Source organism: Idiomarina seosinensis, from assembly GCF_003987275.1.
In the GTDB taxonomy this organism is placed as follows: Bacteria; Pseudomonadota; Gammaproteobacteria; order Enterobacterales; family Alteromonadaceae; genus Idiomarina; species Idiomarina seosinensis.
In genome coordinates this window covers 407,317-424,609 of the sequence record NZ_PIQF01000001.1, presented here as the reverse complement: position 1 = coordinate 424,609, position 17,293 = coordinate 407,317, and the positions used below count along the sequence as shown (strand labels likewise).

The following is a 17,293-nucleotide window of genomic DNA, read 5'->3' as shown; positions in this document are numbered from 1 at the left end:
GCTAACCTTTAAACGACTGTTATTTTAACCCCTTTACGGTCAGGCTAACGTCTCCGACCCCAACATCGGCAGAAATTCGATAGCGACCACTACCACTGGCATTAGATTCTGAGCTAACAACTGCGGTCGTTTTTTCGACACGACCACCACTAAATCCGCTAATACTGGAGTCTCCAATCCCCACGTCCACACTGATAGAGGCAATATCTTCGCCGTAGAAAGTTAGATCAACTTCGCCAACACCCAGATCCAATTCCGTATCAGTCGTCAACAGCTCACCGTGAATCTCACCAACCCCCAGATCAACATTAACCGCTGCTACCTTAGGTAAGGTAATTTGCCAGTTAGCCTGAACATCCTCGTCTGGCTCTATTGACAGAGTCAACTGCTGCCCACGCCATTGTTCCTCTAATTTTACTTGCTCTATGTCACCGCCACCAAAAAAGAACCCTTCCTCAGTCGCTTTGATGGTCAATTCAACCAGCAACTCATTGCTGTCACCACGAATAAATTCGACTTCTCCAACCCCGTTATCGATATTCAGTTCAGTGCTGGCATCAACCGAGAATTGATGATTATAGACGACTTTATCATCGGCATAGGCGGCCGAGCTGACTGTTACTAAACCAATTAAACCTAATGCGATAGGCCAGATTTTTTGCTTAAACATATTTTTAGTATCCTGTTTTGGTTGTTACTCATTAATACTTTTCGCTACAAATGCTAATAAAGTTGAGCAAACAACATGCCAGACTTATTTATCCTTATTTTTCAATGGTTTAAAGGTCGGCCACTAAATTGTATTTATATCGTGTTAGTGATTTAGCTTAAAATGTAGTGAAAATAGTTAACACTAACTGAGTTTTACTATGCACCCGATTGCTATTGTTCACAGTCCCTTTCCGGAAAAGTTTAGTATTCCACGACAACCCGGATTAGCACCGGCAGTAACTTCTACCATAGTGCTAACTGGCGATTACGATCATCAAGCGAGTATTGAAGGGATTGAACAGCATAGCCATTTATGGCTGGTATTCGAGTTCCACCAGCACTCTTCCAATCAATGGAAGGAAAAAGTTCGACCACCGCGCCTGGGGGGCAATAAAAGTGTCGGTGTTTTCGCCACTCGTTCCCCTTTTCGGCCTAATAATCTGGGTTTATCCGTGGTTAAATTAGTAGCAGTAAAGCGTAGCCCCACGGTCGAGCTCGTTGTGGCCGGAGCCGACTTGCTGGATCAAACGCCAATCATCGATATTAAGCCTTATGTGCCTTATGTCGACTGTATTAATAGTGCCAGCAGTGAGTTTGCCGGCAGTCAGCCTGAATTTCTGACTGTAGCCTACAGCGAGCGAGCCGCAAAACAGTTAGATCGTTATTTACCGCAAACCCCCGAACTCAAACAGGTGATTGACCAGGTGCTGCGACAAGATCCAAGACCCGCCTATCATAAACACTCCAATCACAGCCGCCAGTACGGTAGTCGCTTATTTAACTACGATATTCGTTGGGTAGTTAATGATAAATCCTTGATGGTCGAAGAAATTAAGCTATTCCAGCCGTAAAAGTCTTTTGACATTGTGCAGACGCTGTTAAACTTCCGGCTGTTTTCGGGTTAACAAACATGAGACCGTTAAATCATGCGCAGCAGCCAATATTTATTATCAACTCTTAAAGAGACTCCTTCCGACGCAGAAGTCGTCAGCCATCAGCTAATGCTTCGTGCCGGCATGATCCGGAAAGTCGCGGCCGGTTTATACACCTGGACGCCGAGTGGTTTACGCGTGCTGCGTAAAGTCGAGAAAGTTGTTCGTGAGGAGATGCAGAGCATAGATGCTCTGGAAATTCTTATGCCAATGGTACAACCCGCAGACCTCTGGCAAGAGTCTGGTCGCTGGGACGACTACGGTCCAGAGTTATTACGGCTTAAAGATCGTCACCAACGTGATTTCCTGCTCGGCCCTACTCATGAAGAAATCATCAGTGAACTGGTTCGCAAAGAAGTTAGCAGTTATAAACAACTGCCGTTGACGCTATTTCAGATTCAAACCAAATTCCGCGATGAAATCCGCCCACGCTTTGGCGTAATGCGAGCGCGCGAATTCGTGATGAAAGACGCCTATTCATTTCATTTAACCCAGGAGTCGCTGCAACAGTCTTATGACCAAATGTACGCAGCTTACTGCCGAATCTTCGAACGGCTGGGGCTCGACTACCGTCCAGTGATAGCTGACACCGGCTCTATTGGTGGTAACTCGTCACATGAATTCCATGTACTTGCCAGCTCCGGTGAAGACGATATCGCATTTTCTGACGGGTCTGACTACGCCGCTAACGTCGAAATGGCCGAAGCACTCCCTCCAAAAGGCGAACGTGCGACGCCAGCCATGGACAAGCAGGAACATCAGGTAAAAGGCGACGAGTTAGCTGCATTATTGCAACCCCTGTCGGTAGAAGCACAGCAAGCGGTTAAATGTTTCCTGGTGGAAGCCAGCGACTCGGTAGAAGCCGAGTACGTGCTGCTGGTAGTGCGTGCCGACCATGAGCTCAATAGCGTAAAAGCAGAAAAACTCGAGCAAGTAGCGAGCCCGTTTAACCTGGTCGATAGTTACACCACCCATGAGCTTCACAATGTATTCTTAAGCCCAGTTGATTTTTCCGGTCCAATAATGGTCGATCACGCCGCCGCGCAGTTATCAGACTTTGCTTGTGGCGCTGGTAGAAATGGCGTTTGGTTCACCGGTGTCAATTGGCAGCGTGACGCAAAAATTACTGAAGCCGTTGATATCCGCAACGTGATCGAAGGCGATCCGAGTCCATGCGGACAAGGGTATTTAAAAATAGCCAGGGGTATCGAAGTTGGCCATATCTTCCAGCTCGGCAAAAAATACAGTAATGCGATGAAGGTCGGAGTTTTATCAGAAACAGGTAAACACGAAACCTTAACCATGGGCTGCTATGGTATCGGCGTTTCACGTATTGTTGCTGCGGCTATCGAGCAACATCATGATGACCGCGGTATTTGCTGGCCGGATAACTTAGCGCCATTTCAAGCGGTCATTATTCCCATGAACATGCACAAATCAGCGCGTGTTCAGGAGACCGCCGAAAAGCTCTATCAGCAACTAAAAGATCAAGGTGTTGAGGTTTTATTTGATGATCGCAAAGAACGCCCGGGTGTTATGTTTTCAGATATGGAACTGGTCGGTATTCCACACCAAATCGTGGTAGGTGAACGCAACCTCGACGAAGGCATGGTCGAGTATCAGGCACGTAAAGCCGGTGATAAAGTAAAGTTGAAAATAGAGCAGGTAGCTTCCCACATTAAAGACGCGTTATCATAACGCGTCTTTAGTTATCGGGACTTGCTGCCTAGCCTTCCTGGCCGGCTAACGGCTCGACGTAGTGTAAGTGCATATCCCATGGAAAATGAATCCAGGTGTCTTGCTCCAGGTCTGCAACATAATCATCGACTAACTCCATCCCGGCAGGCTTTGCGTAGACAGTAATAAATTTAGCCTTGGGTAAACGTTGCCGCAAAAACTTTAAGGTATTGCCGGTATCCACCAAGTCATCAACCACCAAAAAGCCCTCACCGTCCTGTGTTGCAGTCACGTCTTTTAGCATATTCAAATCATCGCGTTGCTCGTTATGATCGTATGAACTGACCGATACACAATCGACGGTTCGCAAGTTTAGCTCTCGCGAAATAATAGCAGCGGGTACTAGACCACCACGGCTGACCGCAATAACACCCTTATATTGCTCCGCTGGTAGCTGCCGGCGCGCCAGTTCTTTCGTCGCTCGATGTAACTCTTCCCATGATACAAAAAACTCTCGATTTGAATGCCATCCCATAATTTCACTATCCCTACTGTCACTAATAAAGCCAAATACGTTCAAGCTTGGCGAAAATGACATTGTGTTACAACGCCACGTAATTTATTCTATCGTGCCCAAGATTTTAACGAAAGAGAGTATTATGCCGACAGTTTATTTTATCGATGCCGATGGTAATCAGTTTGAAGCCGACGCAGAAAACGGCTCAAGTGTTATGGAAGCAGCTGTAGATAATTTTATTGATGGTATTGTCGGAGAATGCGGCGGCGTTTTATCCTGCGCGACCTGTCATTGTTATGTCGATAAAAAGTGGGAAGATAAGCTGGAGCCAGCATCTGAACAGGAAGAAGACATGCTTGATATGGCGATAGAGCCAAAGGAAAACAGCCGTTTAAGCTGCCAAATTGAGCTTAACGACGAGCTCGATGGACTGGTTGTCCACCTGCCCAAGTCGCAGTTCTAGCAGCCCATTAAATTTGCGGCTATGACACCGCCTCTAGCCGCACCAGCACTTCGTCATGATAGCCGGTAATAACGGACAGCAAGCCAGACCACTGCTGGTCCAGGCTGTCATCCCCGGAGTCGATCAGCAAAGGCCGTCCTTGCAACGCTTCAAGTTTATTCTTGGTTGCAACTACCCATAAATTATCACGGCCTATCTTATCTAACACGCGCGCACTCAGCTGCTGATTGCCGCGCCCGATGATATGCCCTTGGCCTCCAATTACGGTGATGACCAGCTTTACCTGCCCGGCGTCGAGCTGGCAAAGACGTTCATATAGCTGTTGCTCCGTTAAGTCGCTGGCCAATAATTGCTGTTGATGCACCCAGTCGATACCTAGCAAGGTATTCTGCAACTGCATATCTTCCATGATCGCAGCGACCGTCGAGCCCGATCCCATAATCAAGTGTTCATCATCCGCTCGCTCAATAACTTCGGCGGCAATATCAGCTAATACCAGTTCGTCGCTTTCTTTACCGCCCATTTTTACCGCTTGCACATATTCCAGCTCGGCTGGGATCAGCATCTCTCCAAAGCGCCGGGCCTTTACTGTGCCCTGCCGGAACAAAGCTTCATCAATGTCCATGACATCGGCGGCTTTTATCGATGATAGTTTTCCGGTAACAATGTTTTCCAGCACTCGGCCAGCGGCTTTAGGGCTGACCGCATACACCCCGGAATGGATCTTCACGCCCGCCGGAATACCTAGCACCAGTTGCTGTTCGTCGACTGCCTGATAGACGTCACGGGCGGTGCCATCGCCGCCGGCAAACACGATGATATCAACACCCTGTTGCTGAATTTTTCGGACAGCCTGTTGGGTATCCAGACCGGAACTGTTTTTAGTTTCCTGAGAATAAACTGAACGATAGCGAAAGCCATGCTGTGCAAGCTGCTGCGCACCCATCGCCCCCTCGCAGGTGACAAACTCAAGCTTATCCCGGTAAGGTGTCAGTACTTCCAGTGCCAGCCCTGCACGTAGCTGAGCTTTGGGCTCAGCCCCCATCTCTAAGGCCTTTGCTCGAGTTTCTTCGCCATCACTGCCTTTAAGTGCAACGGCACCACCAATACCTGCAAAAGGGTTAATAATTAAACCGACAACTAAACGGTTAGACGACATTATTCGTTATTATCCTCAGCAGACTCCTGAATAGCTTCACCAGCAGATTCGAGATCCTCGCCGGCTCCTTCAATGGTTGCGCAGCTGGCAAGGCCTAAAACAAAACTTAACATCAATAAACGTCGTAACATCACACTATCTCCTTGCGTTAGTTATCAACCGGCAATTGCCTAAGCTCTTCCAACGAGGGCCAACAATTGCCATAGTAACGACACAATGCTCGCGCAAACTGCTCCGCGCGTGTCGGTAATTTTGTACGAAAATACCGCAGTAATTGATCTTTCACAGCAACAGTAAACGCCCTTCGGTCAACCTCGATGCCACCTAAATTGTCGACGCTAACCCGGAAGTTAACACCGGCGCATAAAGAAAACAGCCACTCTAGCGCTTGCGGTTTGAGTTCTACCTGTTCAAACGCCTGTTGCTGCTTTTCGTCCCTGCCATCAGGTTCGTACCAATAGCCGTAATCAAAAATCTGGCGACGTACTTTTCCGGCAATACACCAATGACTGACTTCGTGAAGCGCTGAGGCATAAAAACCGTGAGCAAATACCACTTTGTGATACCGCTGACCCACCGCCGCTGGCTGGTAATAGGGTTCATCCTCACCGGCCACCAACTGAGTTTTTTCGCTGTCCTGAAAACAGTCCGCAAAAATATCAATTAATTGTTGGTACTGCCGCTGCTGCATAATTTATCGGGTAATGACCGGAGTACTGTGTTTAACGTCAGCGTTTTGTGCTCGTTGTCGTAACCAGTGATCAACCAGCACTAATGCAGTCATTGCCTCTACAATAGGTACCGCTCGAATGCCAACACATGGATCGTGTCTACCTTTGGTGACAATCGCTTGTTCATCACCAAAACGATTAATTGTTTGTCCCGAAAGACTGATACTCGAGGTTGGTTTAAACGCTATATCCGCGGTTACCGTTTGGCCTGAGCTAATTCCCCCAAGCACACCCCCGGCATGATTTGAACAAAAACCGGAGGCTGTCATTTCGTCCCGGTGTTCGCTACCACGTTGAGCTACCGCATCAAAACCAGCACCCAAGGATACGGCTTTTGCTGCGTTAATGCTCATCAGTGCCTTTGCCAAGTCAGCATCAAGCCGGTCGAATACAGGCTCGCCCCAACCAGGCGGTAGCCCGCTCGCCTCAACACGAATTCTGGCGCCGACCGAATCGCCGTCTTTTAACAGCTGTTTGATCAACTCTTGCATCGGCGCAACCGCGTCTACATCGGGACAAAATAGAGGGTTATCCCGAACCGTTGACCAATCAACTTGCTCGATTTTTATATTGCCCATTTGAGTGAGTCCGGCAATTATACGGACGCCTTGCTGTTCTAATAGCTTGCTCGCTATGGCTCCGGCCGCCACTCGCATTGCCGTTTCCCGCGCTGAAGAACGGCCACCTCCGCGATAATCGCGAACGCCATATTTATGTTGGTAAGTGTAGTCCGCATGGCCGGGTCTAAAGCTGTCTTTGATATCGGAATAGTCCTGGCTACGCTGATCGGTGTTACGAATCAACAACCCAATCGGAGTACCGGTTGTTTTGCCCTCGAACACCCCTGATAAAATTTCTACCTGGTCAGCTTCGCGGCGGGCCGTAGTATAGCGATTGGTGCCCGGTTTTCGCCGGTCCAGTGCCTGCTGTATATCTTCCTCTGACAGCTCTAGCCCCGGCGGACAGCCATCAACGACCGCGCCTAACGCGGGGCCATGGCTCTCACCAAAAGTCGTAACCTTAAACAACTGACCAAAGGAATTACCCGCCATAACAACTCCGATGCGTGATTAATTGCTCACGCGATAAAACAAAAACGCCGTCACCGCCACGTTCAAATTCAACCCACAGAAACGGTGTTTCTGGGTATTTTTCATTTAAAGCTGGCATCGAGTTACCCACTTCACAAAATAACAAGCCGCCATCGTTCAGGTAATCAGCCGCTTCTAATAGCATTTTGTCGACTAGTTCCAATCCGTCAGAGCCAGCGGCGAGCCCCATTACTGGCTCATGTTGGTACTCATCGGGCAAGTCGGCCATATCTTCATCATCAACATAGGGTGGATTGCTGACAATTAAATCGTAACGCTCGCCACTAAGTTCTCTAAAAAGATCCGATTTCAGCGGGATCACCTGCTGTTGTAAACCGTGCTGCGCAATATTTTGCTCCGCTACCAGCAGCGCATCGGTCGATAAATCTACGGCATCAACCTGTGCTTCAGGGAACGCATAAGCGCAGGCAATAGCAATACAGCCACTGCCAGTACACAAATCTAAAACGCGTTGCGGTGATTGTTGTAGCCAAGGCTGAAAACCATTTTCAATTAATTCTGCTATTGGCGATCGCGGCACTAGCACCCGCTCGTCAACGTAAAAGGGTAACCCGGCAAACCAAGCTTCGTGAGTCAGATAGGCAGCCGGTTTTCTTAGTTCAATGCGCTGTTTTAATAATTGCAGGTAGTCACCCTTTTCGTCCCGGGTCAGGCGGCAATGGCGGGCATCGACTAACTCATCAGGAGTTAGCTGAAGAATATGGCCTAACAACACTCGAGCTTCTTCGACGGCATTAATAGTGCCATGACCGAAGTACAGCTCCTGAGACATCATTTGGCTGACGCTCCAACGTAAAACGTCGTCTATGCTATGTAGATCGAGCAGCGCATTTTCAAGAATAGAGGGGTTCAACGGTGTCTCCGCTTAGCTGAATGATTTATACTACAAACTTGTCTCATAGAATAACCGAAATAAGCATCAGAATCATCTACCATGAAATCCTTTAAGAGCGCCCGCAAGACCAATTCTACCGCAGTCGATGATGACGAGCGTGCGTTATTTCGTGACGCGGTAAAGGGGGCTCGAACGATCGACAACGATAAAATACAGCCGTTACCCGCAAAACAACGGCTGCAGCAAAAGAAGCATCGGCAAAAAGCTGACTCTGTAGGGCTTAACAGTCGAGCCGCCACCGACTTTTTCTCCGATCAGTTTCAAGGATACATTGAGGATGGTCCGGTTCGTTATGTTGCGGAACAGGAATCTCACTATTTGCTAAAACAATTGCGCAGAGGTGATTACTCGCCGGAAATGCTACTTGATCTGCATGGCATGACATTGGCAGCAGCCAAACAGGAGCTGGCCGCCATGCTCAGAGCCTGCGAAAAACAATTAATTGAATGTTGTTCGATTATGCATGGACATGGAAGTGGCCGTCTAAAACAACAGTTGCCACATTGGCTGATTCAGTATCCGGGGATAAGAGCTTTTCATCAGGCCCCAAAGGAATGGGGCGGCGATGCTGCTATTGTGTTGCTGATTAAACGGCGCGACTAGCTAATAAACTTAAACCACGCAGCGCTCAGCAGCCATGAGTTGTTCGAAAGTACCACGCAGGCTTTGCGGATCAAATTCCATCACCGCTATGCCACCCGTTGGAAATATCGGTGGTTGTTTGCTGCGGTCAATTTCGTGCACCAGATAACTCACCAACGGCATGTGTGACACTAATAACACCTGCTGATAATTATGCGCTTCAATTTCGGCAGCAACTGCGGTTAATGCTTTACCCGGGTCAGTATCAGGCGTCAATTCGCGTACATCATTACGACTGTTAGTGTTAACACAACCCATCGCCACCGTAGCCGTTTGTTGAGCACGAATATACGGACTGACCAGACAGCTATCTAATTGTCCCGCCTTTTGCGCTAACCAGGTTGCTGTTGTAACAACCTCCTGCTCTCCTTCGGGCGTTAACCGGCGCTCCTCGTCTGACTGAGTCGACAACGGCAGCACTGCATGGCCATGGCGCATAATATACAACCGCATAGTTACTCCTTGCTCCGTTGATTACGCTTAGCGTCAGGGCGGCCGCCTGTCACTTTATCCGCTCGCCCTTCTTGTTTCGCTTTCTCGGCGCGGCGCTTACGCACTGCTTTCGGGTCGGCTATTAAAGCTCGATAAATTTCAATCCGATCACCATCTCGTGGCTCTGCATGAAGCTTCGTCGCTTTATTCCAGATACCCACTTTTTGCTGACTCAGATCAATGTCATTAAAATGTTGCCGGATACCAGACTGCTCAATACACTGTTCAACCGTGGTTCCGGCAGGAACCTGTACCGTTAAAATCAGCTGTTTCTCAGGAGTTGCGTAGGCAACTTCCACCGTGTTCATCGCCATCGCTAGCTGTAGACCTTTTTCGAACGCTCGACAAAAGCATCGACCATACGTGCAGTAACTTCACTAAAAATTTTACCAAACGCCATACCGAGCAGACGGTTAGCAAACTCAAAGTCCAGTTCAAACTGAATTTTGCAGGCGTCATCCGCCAGCGGAGTAAAGCGCCAGCCACCTGATAACTTCTTAAACGGACCGTCCACCAACTGCATATCGATACGTTCCGGCGCTACTAGCGTGTTGCGAGTGGTAAAGCTTTTACGGATGCCCGCCTTACTGATATCCAGAGTTGCAACTTTGTAGTCATCACCCTGCTCTATTACCTTGGCATCCACGCACCCCGGTACAAAATCGGGATACTTATCAATATCGTTAACTAAGTCGAACATCTGTTGCGCGCTATGCGACACTAACGCACTTTTTTCGATTCTGGGCATGATTTTCCTACGGCCAAATTCGGATTGCGCAATAATAACGCAATCTGTCAGCCTTTCTAGTCCTTAAAGCAATTTTCTTTTACTAAATCATCGGTATAATGGTTGGCATGAGTAAAAATAAATCACAACAAAGCACCGGTACTATTGCTCTCAACAAAAAAGCTCGGCACGAATATTTTTTAGAAGAAAAATTCGAAGCCGGAATTAGCTTGCAAGGTTGGGAAGTCAAAAGTATTCGAGCCGGTAAAGTTAATATTCGCGACAGTTACGTCATTATCAAAGATGGCGAGGCTTACTTATTGGGTGCAGAAATACAACCGATGAATCAAGCTTCTAGCCATGTTTATTGTGAAGCTGACCGCAGCCGCAAACTGCTTCTGAAACGTAAAGAGTTAGATAAGTTGATTGGGGCGGCAGACCGGGAAGGCTATTCGATCGTTGCAACCGCAATGTATTGGAAAGCGTGCTGGGTTAAAGTTGAGTGCTGGTTAGCCAAAGGTAAAAAGTCTCACGACAAACGGGACACCATAAAGGAACGTGACTGGCAACGTCAGAAAGCCCGCATTATGAAACATTCGGTACGTTAATCAGCAACGATCGATTGGGTTTCAGTAATCAGCCAGTGATTGCCAACGACTTGTCCACCCAAACGTTGGATTAATCGCCTTTGCCATTGTGGCCTCGCAAGCGGCAACTGCCATATCATTGGCTGCTGCTGGACAACGTCAAACGACCAGCTAATCAGCTGGTCTTGTTGATAACTCATCAGTTCAAGCTCAGTCGGCCAACGCTGCAGCTGCTGTGCCAGTGTACGCAGCAAATTTTGTCGATTAATCACACTATTAATCACCACATCCGCATACAACTTGTCGTACTCCAGCCGTTGTCCAACAACAGCGGTCACTGCCGAACTCAGCAGCAGACTAAAAAGCACGGTGCTTAATAAGACAATGCCTGCTTGTTGAGGCATTAATTGAGCGTTACTCGTTGCAGCTTTAATAGCGTATCCAGTAATGTCGCATCGTTATCTGATAACGATCCGAGTTGTGTTCGAGCCGACATCAATGTCGATGTGGTTAACCTCAGTCTTACCAGTGCCAGGTTGTGCCAGCTAACAGCATCCGACGGCTCTAGCTTCAACGCCGCTAAATAGGCTTTTTCTGCCGCTTGCATTCGCTGCTGACGAAAATGGATATTCGCTAAAAGCCGCCAGCTATTTGGACTTTTTAGGTTATGCCGATGCAGCCGGTTAAGTTGTTGTTCGGCCGCTAATAAATCGCCCTGCTGATACCATTGTTGAGCCCGCTGAAACACTTGCTGCTGTTGCTCAAGGGGTTGCTTCGTTAGCTGACACCCGCTCATCGCAAGACTTAAGGGCAATACCAAAATAGTCAGTAGGTGATAATTTCGTCGTTTCATTAATACGCTCTCCTTGCGCTATAAATACAAACTGTTGTCCAACCCATGACTCCAGCGGCCAAGGGCTCGAAGCAGCCAGCTCAATAATACCGTAGCAACCTTTAAAACGGATACTTCTTCCCGGGCAGAAATGCCGTTCTACAGCTAGTAGGCGGAGCTCTTTATCAACCGCAATCAGATCAATCGCTGCCTTCATGCCAAAACTATGTACTGCGCGACATTTCGGGAACCAAAAGGCGTGCGATAAAGTCGGTTCCGGCTCACCAATCATGCCGCGGCAACGCTGCCAAAAGCCAGTCATAGCTTTGCTGTAAGGCCACAGTACACAGCCATTTTGAATAGACACGATTAAAACCCTCCCTCGCTAATTTGTAAAACAATCGGTCCTAATATGACTAAAAAGTTGACCGGAAAAAAACACGTCATTAGCGGGAATAGCAGTTTTACTGGCGCCTCCTGTGCCTTTTTTTCAGCTTCGTTAAGCAGTTGCTGGCGCATTTGTAATGAGTGAAAACGTAAAGTGGTCACCAGGCTACTGCCTTGTTGATGTCCCTGAATCAATAATCCTGTCCATTCACTCAGTAGTGGCAGACGATAGAAGTCTGCAAGTCGGTTCAGGGCCTCAGAAAATGGTGTTCCCTGCCGTAATTGATGGTTTACCCGGCTGACTTCAGCGGCTAGCAACCCTCCCTGGCATGCCTCTGACACTCTGGACATGGCCGGTATTAACGGTATTCCAGCAGCAATCATCATCGCCAGTAAATCGCAAAAATCCGGCAACTCCATCTTGATTTGTCGTTGCTTGCGGGCAAAACGGTTCTGATTGCGGCTGATCTGAAATAACAACAGCAGCACCAGTGCCAGCAGTAACATCCCAAGACCGGTCATTACCGCCAGTACTGAACTGCTAACAAGCACTAGTGTCCAGCTACTCACAAAACGATGAACGGTAGGACTGCGGCCCTCGCTATCGAACAGGTACCCTAATCGCCGCCTGAATTGGCCGGGGATACGTCGCCAACACTGTTCGCTTAGCCTGTCCAGCCGCGGCAATATATTCAACCACTGCCATAGCCGCAATAGCGCATAGCTGATGACACAGGTGCAGAGAAAAATTAATGGCAACAACAGTAGTAGCATTAAAAGTCATCCGTATTCAGTATCTTCTTCATCATCCAGCCGCCAATCATCATTAAAATGGCCGCAGCTACCAGCATTAATTGACCGGTTAGCGTATCGGTCAGCATCGCAATATGATCCGGCTTCATACTTCTTAGCAGGAAAAACAAAGCTACTGGCATCAATACCAGGATACGAGCTTGCATTTTTGCCTGTGACGACAGCGTCGCCTGACGTTCGCGAATATGCTCTTGCTTTTGTAAGTTATCCGCTAGGCGCATTAATAAGTCAGACTGCTGCCCACCACTGCGAAAGCCTAGAATGAGCGATTGGACGACCATTTTTACGGAAAATATCGGCATTCGATGCTGCCAGCCGAGCAAAGCCGCTTCTAGATCCTGGCCTAACTTTACCTGGCGTAAGATCTCGTTCACTTCTTGTCCCAACGGAGCTGCCAACTCGCCTTTTAAGCCGCGGATACCATTAGCTAAACTGATACCACTGCGCAATTGATTACTAAGCGTTACCAGCATTGGCGGTAGCTGTTTTTGCAATGCCCGATAACGACGCTTTAATAACCAGCGGTAACCCATCGGCGGAGCTATAACCACCACAAATAAACATATTAGGGCACTAAACCAATCGCCTAATAGCCAGCCTAACAAAGGGCCTAAAAGGCATAGGCACAGATACAGCCGCACCAGAATACGGGCAGGTAAGTACAGGAAAAACTCCTGCATTGAGCGCTGCGCGTTAGTCTCGAGTGCGCCTTCGATGGTTTTTAAACGCTGCTTGTTAAATTGTACGAGCAGTGTGCCCCAGAACACACCACTGAGTAACAAACAAAAAGCCACCAGCCATTGAGTCCACATACTTAGTTCACCAGACAATTCATTAATTTTGTCTGCATTTCGTCACTTTGTTGTTGCGCAAACTGACACAGCGTTTGGCAGCTTTCTAATTGTTGCCCGGACCGCGAACGTTCGTACAAACTGGCAACTTGCAAGGTATCACCATCAAGTCCTGTCACCTCATTGATACTCATGACCACTCGTCGACCGTCAGAAAGTCGCGCAATTTGCACAATAATATCGACCGCACTGGCAACCTGCTGACGAATGGCGACAACCGGTAGCTCAATCCCTCCCATCAGCACCATGACTTCCAGACGCCTTAAGGCATCGCGCGCCGTGTTAGCGTGTACCGTACTTAACGAGCCGGCGTGTCCGGTATTCATTGCCTGCAACATATCCAGCGCCTCAGCTCCCCGGCACTCACCCACCACCAACCGATCAGGCCTCATTCGTAAGGCATTTATGACCAGCTCACGGATACCCACAGCACCTTGTCCCTCCTGATTTTTCGGGCGAGCCTCTAAGCTGATCAAGTTTTCATGTTCAAGTTGCAGTTCTGCCGCATCCTCGATGGTTATCACACGCTCTGAAGCCGGTATTTGTCCGGATAGCGTGTTTAAAAGCGTCGTCTTACCGGTGCCGGTACCCCCCGACACAATAATATTTTGCCGACATTTTACCGCCAAAATCAAGAACTCTGCAGCCGCAGCGCTCAATGAGCCAGAATCTATTAAGGCATTCAAGCTCAATGGTTTGGCTGAAAATTTACGAATGGTCACGCAGCTACCTGCCAGCGCCAACGGTGTTATTACAGCATTAACCCGCGAACCATCACTCAACCGCGCGTCCACCATAGGGGATGCTTCATCAACATGCCGCCCTAATGGTAAAACAATACGATCGATGGCGCGCCGGAGCGCTTGCTCGCTGGAGAACTTAACCCCTGCGTTTTGTAAACAACCGGCTTTTTCGATAAAAATCTTGTCGAATCGATTAACCATAATTTCGGAAATACTGTCATCACTTAACAACGGCTCTAGTGGGCCCAATCCAATCGCCTCATTAACGACCTCGGCAATAATCAATTGGTGTTGCTGGTCCTGTACACAAGCTGATAAATAGTTACTGGCATGTTCCCGCAACTCCTGCTCAGATAAGTTATCGATGGCTGGATCACGCTGATCTAGGTGCTCTCTTAACTGTTGTTGTAAGTGTTGTTTAATATCCGTCATGAGTTCCTTCCTGTAGTCCTGAGCATCCTGCCTCAACCAACCAATGTTGTTGCTGGAAAGCTCTTTGCTGCGCTTCCTCTGCGCGTTTATCCGCCGCGTCTAAACGCTCCGTAGTAACCATAATCAGCAATTCTGTCTGTTGCTCACGCTGCTGACTGGAGCTAAACAACTGTCCTAGCAATGGCAATTCGCTAATACCCGGCAGCCCATTACTACTGTCACTTTTCTCCAGGCTCATTAAGCCGGAAAGAACCAGCGTATCGCCTTCATCTGACAAAAATATCGAGTCGGTACGGCGCGACAGAATGCCGGGAACTCCGGCGACCGTGACGGCCGGATCGATATTGCTGACCTCGGCCGATAACTGCGTCTTAATTTTGCCAGTCGCAGTGATTTCCGGCTCGATATTGAGCTTTATCCCGTACTCCCGAAAAGTAACATCCTGCATTCCCTGCGCGACCACTTGTGGGATCGGCAATTCACCACCCGCTAAAAACGCAGCACTTTCGCCGCTCTGTGCGGATAATGTGGGACTAGCCAACAATTCAGCCTGCCCTTGTTGTTGCAGTAAATTGAGGGTCGAATCTAATTCGGCTGACCAACGGAACATGCCTTTAATTGCAGTAGATGCGGAGGGTCCGCTAGTCGCGCTTTGCCAGTCAATTCCAAGCTCCTGCAATCGCTGGCGCTTTATTTCGAGGATTTTTACCGTTAGCCGCAACATTGGCTGATCGGAGATTGGCGGTTCGGTTTTATTAAGTAGCTGAGGGTAATTATCCTGCAACGACTGCAAAGCCTCAGCGGTATTCTCCGTTACTGTTCCAGAGGCAATAACAAAGCTATCGACAAACTCCAGAGCTAAATGTGTATCACGCGACGATAACGCCTGAAGTTCAAGCGCCAGCTTCTTATTTAATGGTTCGGTAACAGCTACCCGCAACCGTTTGGGAGCGTCATTGATTAACCATAAGTCACTGTAGCCAGCGGCCAGACCTTTTATTAACAACTGTGTTGGCGTGATCAAATTTACCGTTATCACAGATTCATCAGCGACCATGATTTGGGTGTTGGTAGCCACTTGCAGCCGCTCACTTTGACCAACCTCAAGCTCTATGGTCTGTTGCGCAAAGACATTACAGCTGAGCAGCAGTAATCCAGCTAGCAGTCGTTTCATGGTTGTTCCCCTGTCCAGCTCAAAACGCGTGTCGGTGGCGTGATCGGCTGCCAGCGGTCACTGTTTTCTGCCAGCGATGTTGGTCGCACCCAAAGCGAATACTCATCGGTTCGAAAGTGGGTGAAATCGCGAATTTGGTTCTCGGGAACCAACAAGGTTATGCCAGTTGCCGCCGCCAAGTTTTGCTGCTCGCCTCCTAAGTCAAACACAGCCAGATCGGTAAAACTGTGCTGGTCGCGTTGGCCGCTTGGTAAATGCTGATAAAACACCACATCAACCCGGTCACCCACCGCCAACAATCCATTATGACGAGCGCCTTCGACGCTCGACAAGGTTACGGCGTAATGATCTTTCGGCAGCTGCCGGCTTAGCCCGGCAAAATTATTACTGATCAGCATTGCCCGGGTTAACGGTTCACCTTGTTTTACTGCGTACTTAAGTCGCTGCCCCAATAACTCCGCGATTTCAGAACTGCTGAGCCACTGCGAGCTAACCAGATGTTGCGGAAAATCACGTATCGCCAAAGCCTCAGCATAGACTTGCTCGTCGGCCTCCATTGGTCGCGCAAAAACAACCACAGACTGACCTTCAGGCTCGGCTTGCTGGATCCGCCGTTCGGTTTCCTCTGATAGATACTTCTGTAAAAATAATAAGGTGATAACCGTCATCAACAGGCTGATGATCAAAATAACAATCCACTTCAGCTTTCCTTTCACAAGCCGCTCCCTGGCACTAACGAAACGTAGTTAAAGATAAAGAAAAAATGCTGGATGACTTGTTCACCCAACAGTCGCAGCTGTGCAACCAGATCAAACTGACTGTCAGCTGCCCATAATAAAGCGATGGTTGTTAAAGCCATTATGAGCCACTCGAGCGTTGCCTGACCCTGCTGCATTAGCGAAGCAGCACGACAAAGGTCCAGTCGCCGTGCTCGCTGAAAATCAAGCGACCGTCATCATCCTTTAATAACCAGTAGTCATCCGTCTCGTCTAAGCTGGACTTAGCAGCAATGCGCTGTCCCAGCCGAAACTGCAGCTGGCGTTTTAATAGATTCATCGGCCGGTTACTAAAATAGAGCCAGACGCTATGACCGTTTTGTTCATTCACACTGATTAGATCCAGCCCCAACGGCAATGGTGACTGCTGACGTAGCGATGGCGCGGTGAGCGGCATTAATACCCACTGGCCCTGCTGATATTCGAAAAAGGTCCAGGTTTTGCCCTGTATGGGACATACCCAGTAGTTATTCAGCCGGGCCTCGGTGCACTCCGGATACCAACGATTTAGTTGCGCCCAGTCAGGTTGCTCGGGTTTACTGAGCCGATACGCAGTCACTTGAGTAAAGTGGTTAATCGATTGTGGTTGCCATTGCCACTGTTCAAAGCCTGTCGGGATATCCATATCCTGCCCCATGCC

25 protein-coding genes are annotated in these 17,293 nt (G+C 48.6%); 5 read left to right on the top strand and 20 right to left on the bottom strand.

The features are described from left to right. Positions 1-19: 19 nt before the first annotated feature. Positions 20-670, bottom strand: coding sequence for a hypothetical protein (locus CWI81_RS01980; protein ID WP_126783557.1), 651 nt, complete (start codon positions 668-670; stop codon positions 20-22). Between the two features lie 199 nt (positions 671-869). Between CWI81_RS01980 and tsaA the strand changes: the two genes are divergently transcribed. Continuing rightward, positions 870-1,562, top strand: coding sequence for a tRNA (N6-threonylcarbamoyladenosine(37)-N6)-methyltransferase TrmO (tsaA, locus tag CWI81_RS01975; RefSeq protein WP_126783556.1), 693 nt, complete (start codon positions 870-872; stop codon positions 1,560-1,562). A gap of 75 nt (positions 1,563-1,637) precedes the next feature. Continuing rightward, entirely contained in the window at positions 1,638-3,341 is a 1,704-nt protein-coding gene (locus CWI81_RS01970; protein WP_126783555.1) for a proline--tRNA ligase, read from the top strand. Between the two features lie 28 nt (positions 3,342-3,369). Here CWI81_RS01970 and gpt read toward each other — a convergent pair whose 3' ends face one another. Then, entirely contained in the window at positions 3,370-3,855 is a 486-nt protein-coding gene (gene gpt, locus CWI81_RS01965) for a xanthine phosphoribosyltransferase (protein ID WP_126784439.1), read from the bottom strand. A gap of 124 nt (positions 3,856-3,979) precedes the next feature. Between gpt and CWI81_RS01960 the strand changes: the two genes are divergently transcribed. Beyond that, the gene (locus CWI81_RS01960) at positions 3,980-4,300 is read left to right on the top strand and encodes a 2Fe-2S iron-sulfur cluster-binding protein (RefSeq protein ID WP_126783554.1); all 321 of its coding nucleotides are present in this window, start codon (positions 3,980-3,982) and stop codon (positions 4,298-4,300) included. 19 nt (positions 4,301-4,319) lie between these two features. On the opposite strand, the gene CWI81_RS01955 is transcribed toward CWI81_RS01960, so the two are convergent. From CWI81_RS01955 to prmB, 5 genes are read right to left on the bottom strand one after another with little or no spacing between them, the layout of a single operon-like run. Next, entirely contained in the window at positions 4,320-5,459 is a 1,140-nt protein-coding gene (locus CWI81_RS01955; RefSeq protein WP_198678635.1) for an ATP-NAD kinase family protein, read from the bottom strand. After that, positions 5,459-5,590, bottom strand: coding sequence for an entericidin A/B family lipoprotein (locus CWI81_RS01950; RefSeq protein WP_126783552.1), 132 nt, complete (start codon positions 5,588-5,590; stop codon positions 5,459-5,461). Before CWI81_RS01950 ends, CWI81_RS01955 begins: the two co-directional genes overlap by 1 nt. Before the next feature lie 17 nt (positions 5,591-5,607). Beyond that, entirely contained in the window at positions 5,608-6,150 is a 543-nt protein-coding gene (locus CWI81_RS01945) for an elongation factor P hydroxylase (RefSeq protein ID WP_126783551.1), read from the bottom strand. 3 nt (positions 6,151-6,153) lie between these two features. Further along, the gene (gene aroC / locus CWI81_RS01940; protein WP_126783550.1) at positions 6,154-7,242 is read right to left on the bottom strand and encodes a chorismate synthase; all 1,089 of its coding nucleotides are present in this window, start codon (positions 7,240-7,242) and stop codon (positions 6,154-6,156) included. Beyond that, entirely contained in the window at positions 7,232-8,155 is a 924-nt protein-coding gene (prmB, locus tag CWI81_RS01935) for a 50S ribosomal protein L3 N(5)-glutamine methyltransferase (protein WP_126783549.1), read from the bottom strand. The genes aroC and prmB overlap by 11 nt, the downstream gene beginning before the upstream one ends. Positions 8,156-8,236: 81 nt before the next feature. On the opposite strand from prmB, the gene smrB reads away from it, so the two are divergent. Next, the gene (smrB, locus tag CWI81_RS01930) at positions 8,237-8,800 is read left to right on the top strand and encodes an endonuclease SmrB (protein ID WP_126783548.1); all 564 of its coding nucleotides are present in this window, start codon (positions 8,237-8,239) and stop codon (positions 8,798-8,800) included. 9 nt (positions 8,801-8,809) lie between these two features. Here the strand turns inward: smrB and sixA are convergent, their stop codons facing one another. The 3 genes from sixA to CWI81_RS01915 are packed head-to-tail and all read right to left on the bottom strand — an operon-like array spanning position 8,810 to position 10,079. Beyond that, the gene (gene sixA / locus CWI81_RS01925; RefSeq protein ID WP_126783547.1) at positions 8,810-9,292 is read right to left on the bottom strand and encodes a phosphohistidine phosphatase SixA; all 483 of its coding nucleotides are present in this window, start codon (positions 9,290-9,292) and stop codon (positions 8,810-8,812) included. A 2-nt stretch (positions 9,293-9,294) separates the two neighbouring features. Continuing rightward, positions 9,295-9,639 (bottom strand): RnfH family protein, encoded by a 345-nt coding sequence (locus CWI81_RS01920; protein WP_241970316.1) that lies wholly within the window; start codon positions 9,637-9,639, stop codon positions 9,295-9,297. 8 nt (positions 9,640-9,647) lie between these two features. Beyond that, positions 9,648-10,079: a type II toxin-antitoxin system RatA family toxin gene (locus CWI81_RS01915; RefSeq protein WP_126783545.1), complete on the bottom strand. Its 432-nt coding sequence runs from the start codon at positions 10,077-10,079 to the stop codon at positions 9,648-9,650. Positions 10,080-10,186: 107 nt separating this feature from the next. Here CWI81_RS01915 and smpB point away from each other — a divergent pair, with 107 nt between their 5' ends. After that, positions 10,187-10,666 carry an SsrA-binding protein SmpB gene (gene smpB / locus CWI81_RS01910; protein WP_126783544.1) on the top strand — a complete coding sequence of 160 codons (480 nt, stop codon included), beginning with the start codon at positions 10,187-10,189 and terminating at the stop codon, positions 10,664-10,666. On the opposite strand, the gene CWI81_RS01905 is transcribed toward smpB, so the two are convergent. From CWI81_RS01905 to CWI81_RS01860, 10 genes are read right to left on the bottom strand one after another with little or no spacing between them, the layout of a single operon-like run. Beyond that, positions 10,663-11,049 carry a hypothetical protein gene (locus tag CWI81_RS01905; protein ID WP_126783543.1) on the bottom strand — a complete coding sequence of 129 codons (387 nt, stop codon included), beginning with the start codon at positions 11,047-11,049 and terminating at the stop codon, positions 10,663-10,665. The genes smpB and CWI81_RS01905 overlap by 4 nt on opposite strands. Next, positions 11,049-11,498: a tetratricopeptide repeat protein gene (locus tag CWI81_RS01900; protein ID WP_126783542.1), complete on the bottom strand. Its 450-nt coding sequence runs from the start codon at positions 11,496-11,498 to the stop codon at positions 11,049-11,051. Before CWI81_RS01900 ends, CWI81_RS01905 begins: the two co-directional genes overlap by 1 nt. Further along, positions 11,407-11,844 carry a DUF192 domain-containing protein gene (locus tag CWI81_RS01895; RefSeq protein ID WP_126783541.1) on the bottom strand — a complete coding sequence of 146 codons (438 nt, stop codon included), beginning with the start codon at positions 11,842-11,844 and terminating at the stop codon, positions 11,407-11,409. Before CWI81_RS01895 ends, CWI81_RS01900 begins: the two co-directional genes overlap by 92 nt. Positions 11,845-11,846: 2 nt before the next feature. After that, a complete protein-coding gene (locus CWI81_RS01890) occupies positions 11,847-12,638 on the bottom strand; it encodes a type II secretion system F family protein (RefSeq protein WP_126783540.1) in 792 nt (263 codons plus the stop codon). Then, entirely contained in the window at positions 12,638-13,489 is an 852-nt protein-coding gene (locus tag CWI81_RS01885; RefSeq protein ID WP_126783539.1) for a type II secretion system F family protein, read from the bottom strand. The genes CWI81_RS01890 and CWI81_RS01885 overlap by 1 nt, the downstream gene beginning before the upstream one ends. Before the next feature lie 2 nt (positions 13,490-13,491). Next, on the bottom strand, positions 13,492-14,703 hold the full coding sequence (locus CWI81_RS01880) for a TadA family conjugal transfer-associated ATPase (RefSeq protein ID WP_126783538.1): 1,212 nt from the start codon (positions 14,701-14,703) through the stop codon (positions 13,492-13,494). Beyond that, positions 14,690-15,877: a type II and III secretion system protein family protein gene (locus tag CWI81_RS01875; protein WP_126783537.1), complete on the bottom strand. Its 1,188-nt coding sequence runs from the start codon at positions 15,875-15,877 to the stop codon at positions 14,690-14,692. The genes CWI81_RS01880 and CWI81_RS01875 overlap by 14 nt, the downstream gene beginning before the upstream one ends. Then, positions 15,874-16,593, bottom strand: coding sequence for a Flp pilus assembly protein CpaB (gene cpaB, locus CWI81_RS01870; RefSeq protein ID WP_126783536.1), 720 nt, complete (start codon positions 16,591-16,593; stop codon positions 15,874-15,876). Before cpaB ends, CWI81_RS01875 begins: the two co-directional genes overlap by 4 nt. Then, a complete protein-coding gene (locus tag CWI81_RS01865) occupies positions 16,590-16,736 on the bottom strand; it encodes a hypothetical protein (protein WP_206750244.1) in 147 nt (48 codons plus the stop codon). Before CWI81_RS01865 ends, cpaB begins: the two co-directional genes overlap by 4 nt. A gap of 35 nt (positions 16,737-16,771) precedes the next feature. Beyond that, the gene (locus CWI81_RS01860; RefSeq protein WP_126783534.1) at positions 16,772-17,278 is read right to left on the bottom strand and encodes a hypothetical protein; all 507 of its coding nucleotides are present in this window, start codon (positions 17,276-17,278) and stop codon (positions 16,772-16,774) included. Positions 17,279-17,293: the final 15 nt, after the last annotated feature.

Coding starts and splice junctions, on each gene's coding strand:
- CWI81_RS01980 (WP_126783557.1), bottom strand. CDS start 670: ATGTTTAAGCAAAAAATCTGGCCTATCGCATTAGGTTTAATTGGTTTA.
- tsaA (WP_126783556.1), top strand. CDS start 870: ATGCACCCGATTGCTATTGTTCACAGTCCCTTTCCGGAAAAGTTTAGT.
- CWI81_RS01970 (WP_126783555.1), top strand. CDS start 1,638: ATGCGCAGCAGCCAATATTTATTATCAACTCTTAAAGAGACTCCTTCC.
- gpt (WP_126784439.1), bottom strand. CDS start 3,855: ATGGGATGGCATTCAAATCGAGAGTTTTTTGTATCATGGGAAGAGTTA.
- CWI81_RS01960 (WP_126783554.1), top strand. CDS start 3,980: ATGCCGACAGTTTATTTTATCGATGCCGATGGTAATCAGTTTGAAGCC.
- CWI81_RS01955 (WP_198678635.1), bottom strand. CDS start 5,459: ATGTCGTCTAACCGTTTAGTTGTCGGTTTAATTATTAACCCTTTTGCA.
- CWI81_RS01950 (WP_126783552.1), bottom strand. CDS start 5,590: ATGTTACGACGTTTATTGATGTTAAGTTTTGTTTTAGGCCTTGCCAGC.
- CWI81_RS01945 (WP_126783551.1), bottom strand. CDS start 6,150: ATGCAGCAGCGGCAGTACCAACAATTAATTGATATTTTTGCGGACTGT.
- aroC (WP_126783550.1), bottom strand. CDS start 7,242: ATGGCGGGTAATTCCTTTGGTCAGTTGTTTAAGGTTACGACTTTTGGT.
- smrB (WP_126783548.1), top strand. CDS start 8,237: ATGAAATCCTTTAAGAGCGCCCGCAAGACCAATTCTACCGCAGTCGAT.
- sixA (WP_126783547.1), bottom strand. CDS start 9,292: ATGCGGTTGTATATTATGCGCCATGGCCATGCAGTGCTGCCGTTGTCG.
- CWI81_RS01920 (WP_241970316.1), bottom strand. CDS start 9,639: ATGAACACGGTGGAAGTTGCCTACGCAACTCCTGAGAAACAGCTGATT.
- CWI81_RS01915 (WP_126783545.1), bottom strand. CDS start 10,079: ATGCCCAGAATCGAAAAAAGTGCGTTAGTGTCGCATAGCGCGCAACAG.
- smpB (WP_126783544.1), top strand. CDS start 10,187: ATGAGTAAAAATAAATCACAACAAAGCACCGGTACTATTGCTCTCAAC.
- CWI81_RS01905 (WP_126783543.1), bottom strand. CDS start 11,049: ATGCCTCAACAAGCAGGCATTGTCTTATTAAGCACCGTGCTTTTTAGT.
- CWI81_RS01900 (WP_126783542.1), bottom strand. CDS start 11,498: ATGAAACGACGAAATTATCACCTACTGACTATTTTGGTATTGCCCTTA.
- CWI81_RS01890 (WP_126783540.1), bottom strand. CDS start 12,638: ATGCTACTACTGTTGTTGCCATTAATTTTTCTCTGCACCTGTGTCATC.
- CWI81_RS01885 (WP_126783539.1), bottom strand. CDS start 13,489: ATGTGGACTCAATGGCTGGTGGCTTTTTGTTTGTTACTCAGTGGTGTG.
- CWI81_RS01880 (WP_126783538.1), bottom strand. CDS start 14,703: ATGACGGATATTAAACAACACTTACAACAACAGTTAAGAGAGCACCTA.
- CWI81_RS01875 (WP_126783537.1), bottom strand. CDS start 15,877: ATGAAACGACTGCTAGCTGGATTACTGCTGCTCAGCTGTAATGTCTTT.
- CWI81_RS01865 (WP_206750244.1), bottom strand. CDS start 16,736: ATGGCTTTAACAACCATCGCTTTATTATGGGCAGCTGACAGTCAGTTT.
- CWI81_RS01860 (WP_126783534.1), bottom strand. CDS start 17,278: ATGGATATCCCGACAGGCTTTGAACAGTGGCAATGGCAACCACAATCG.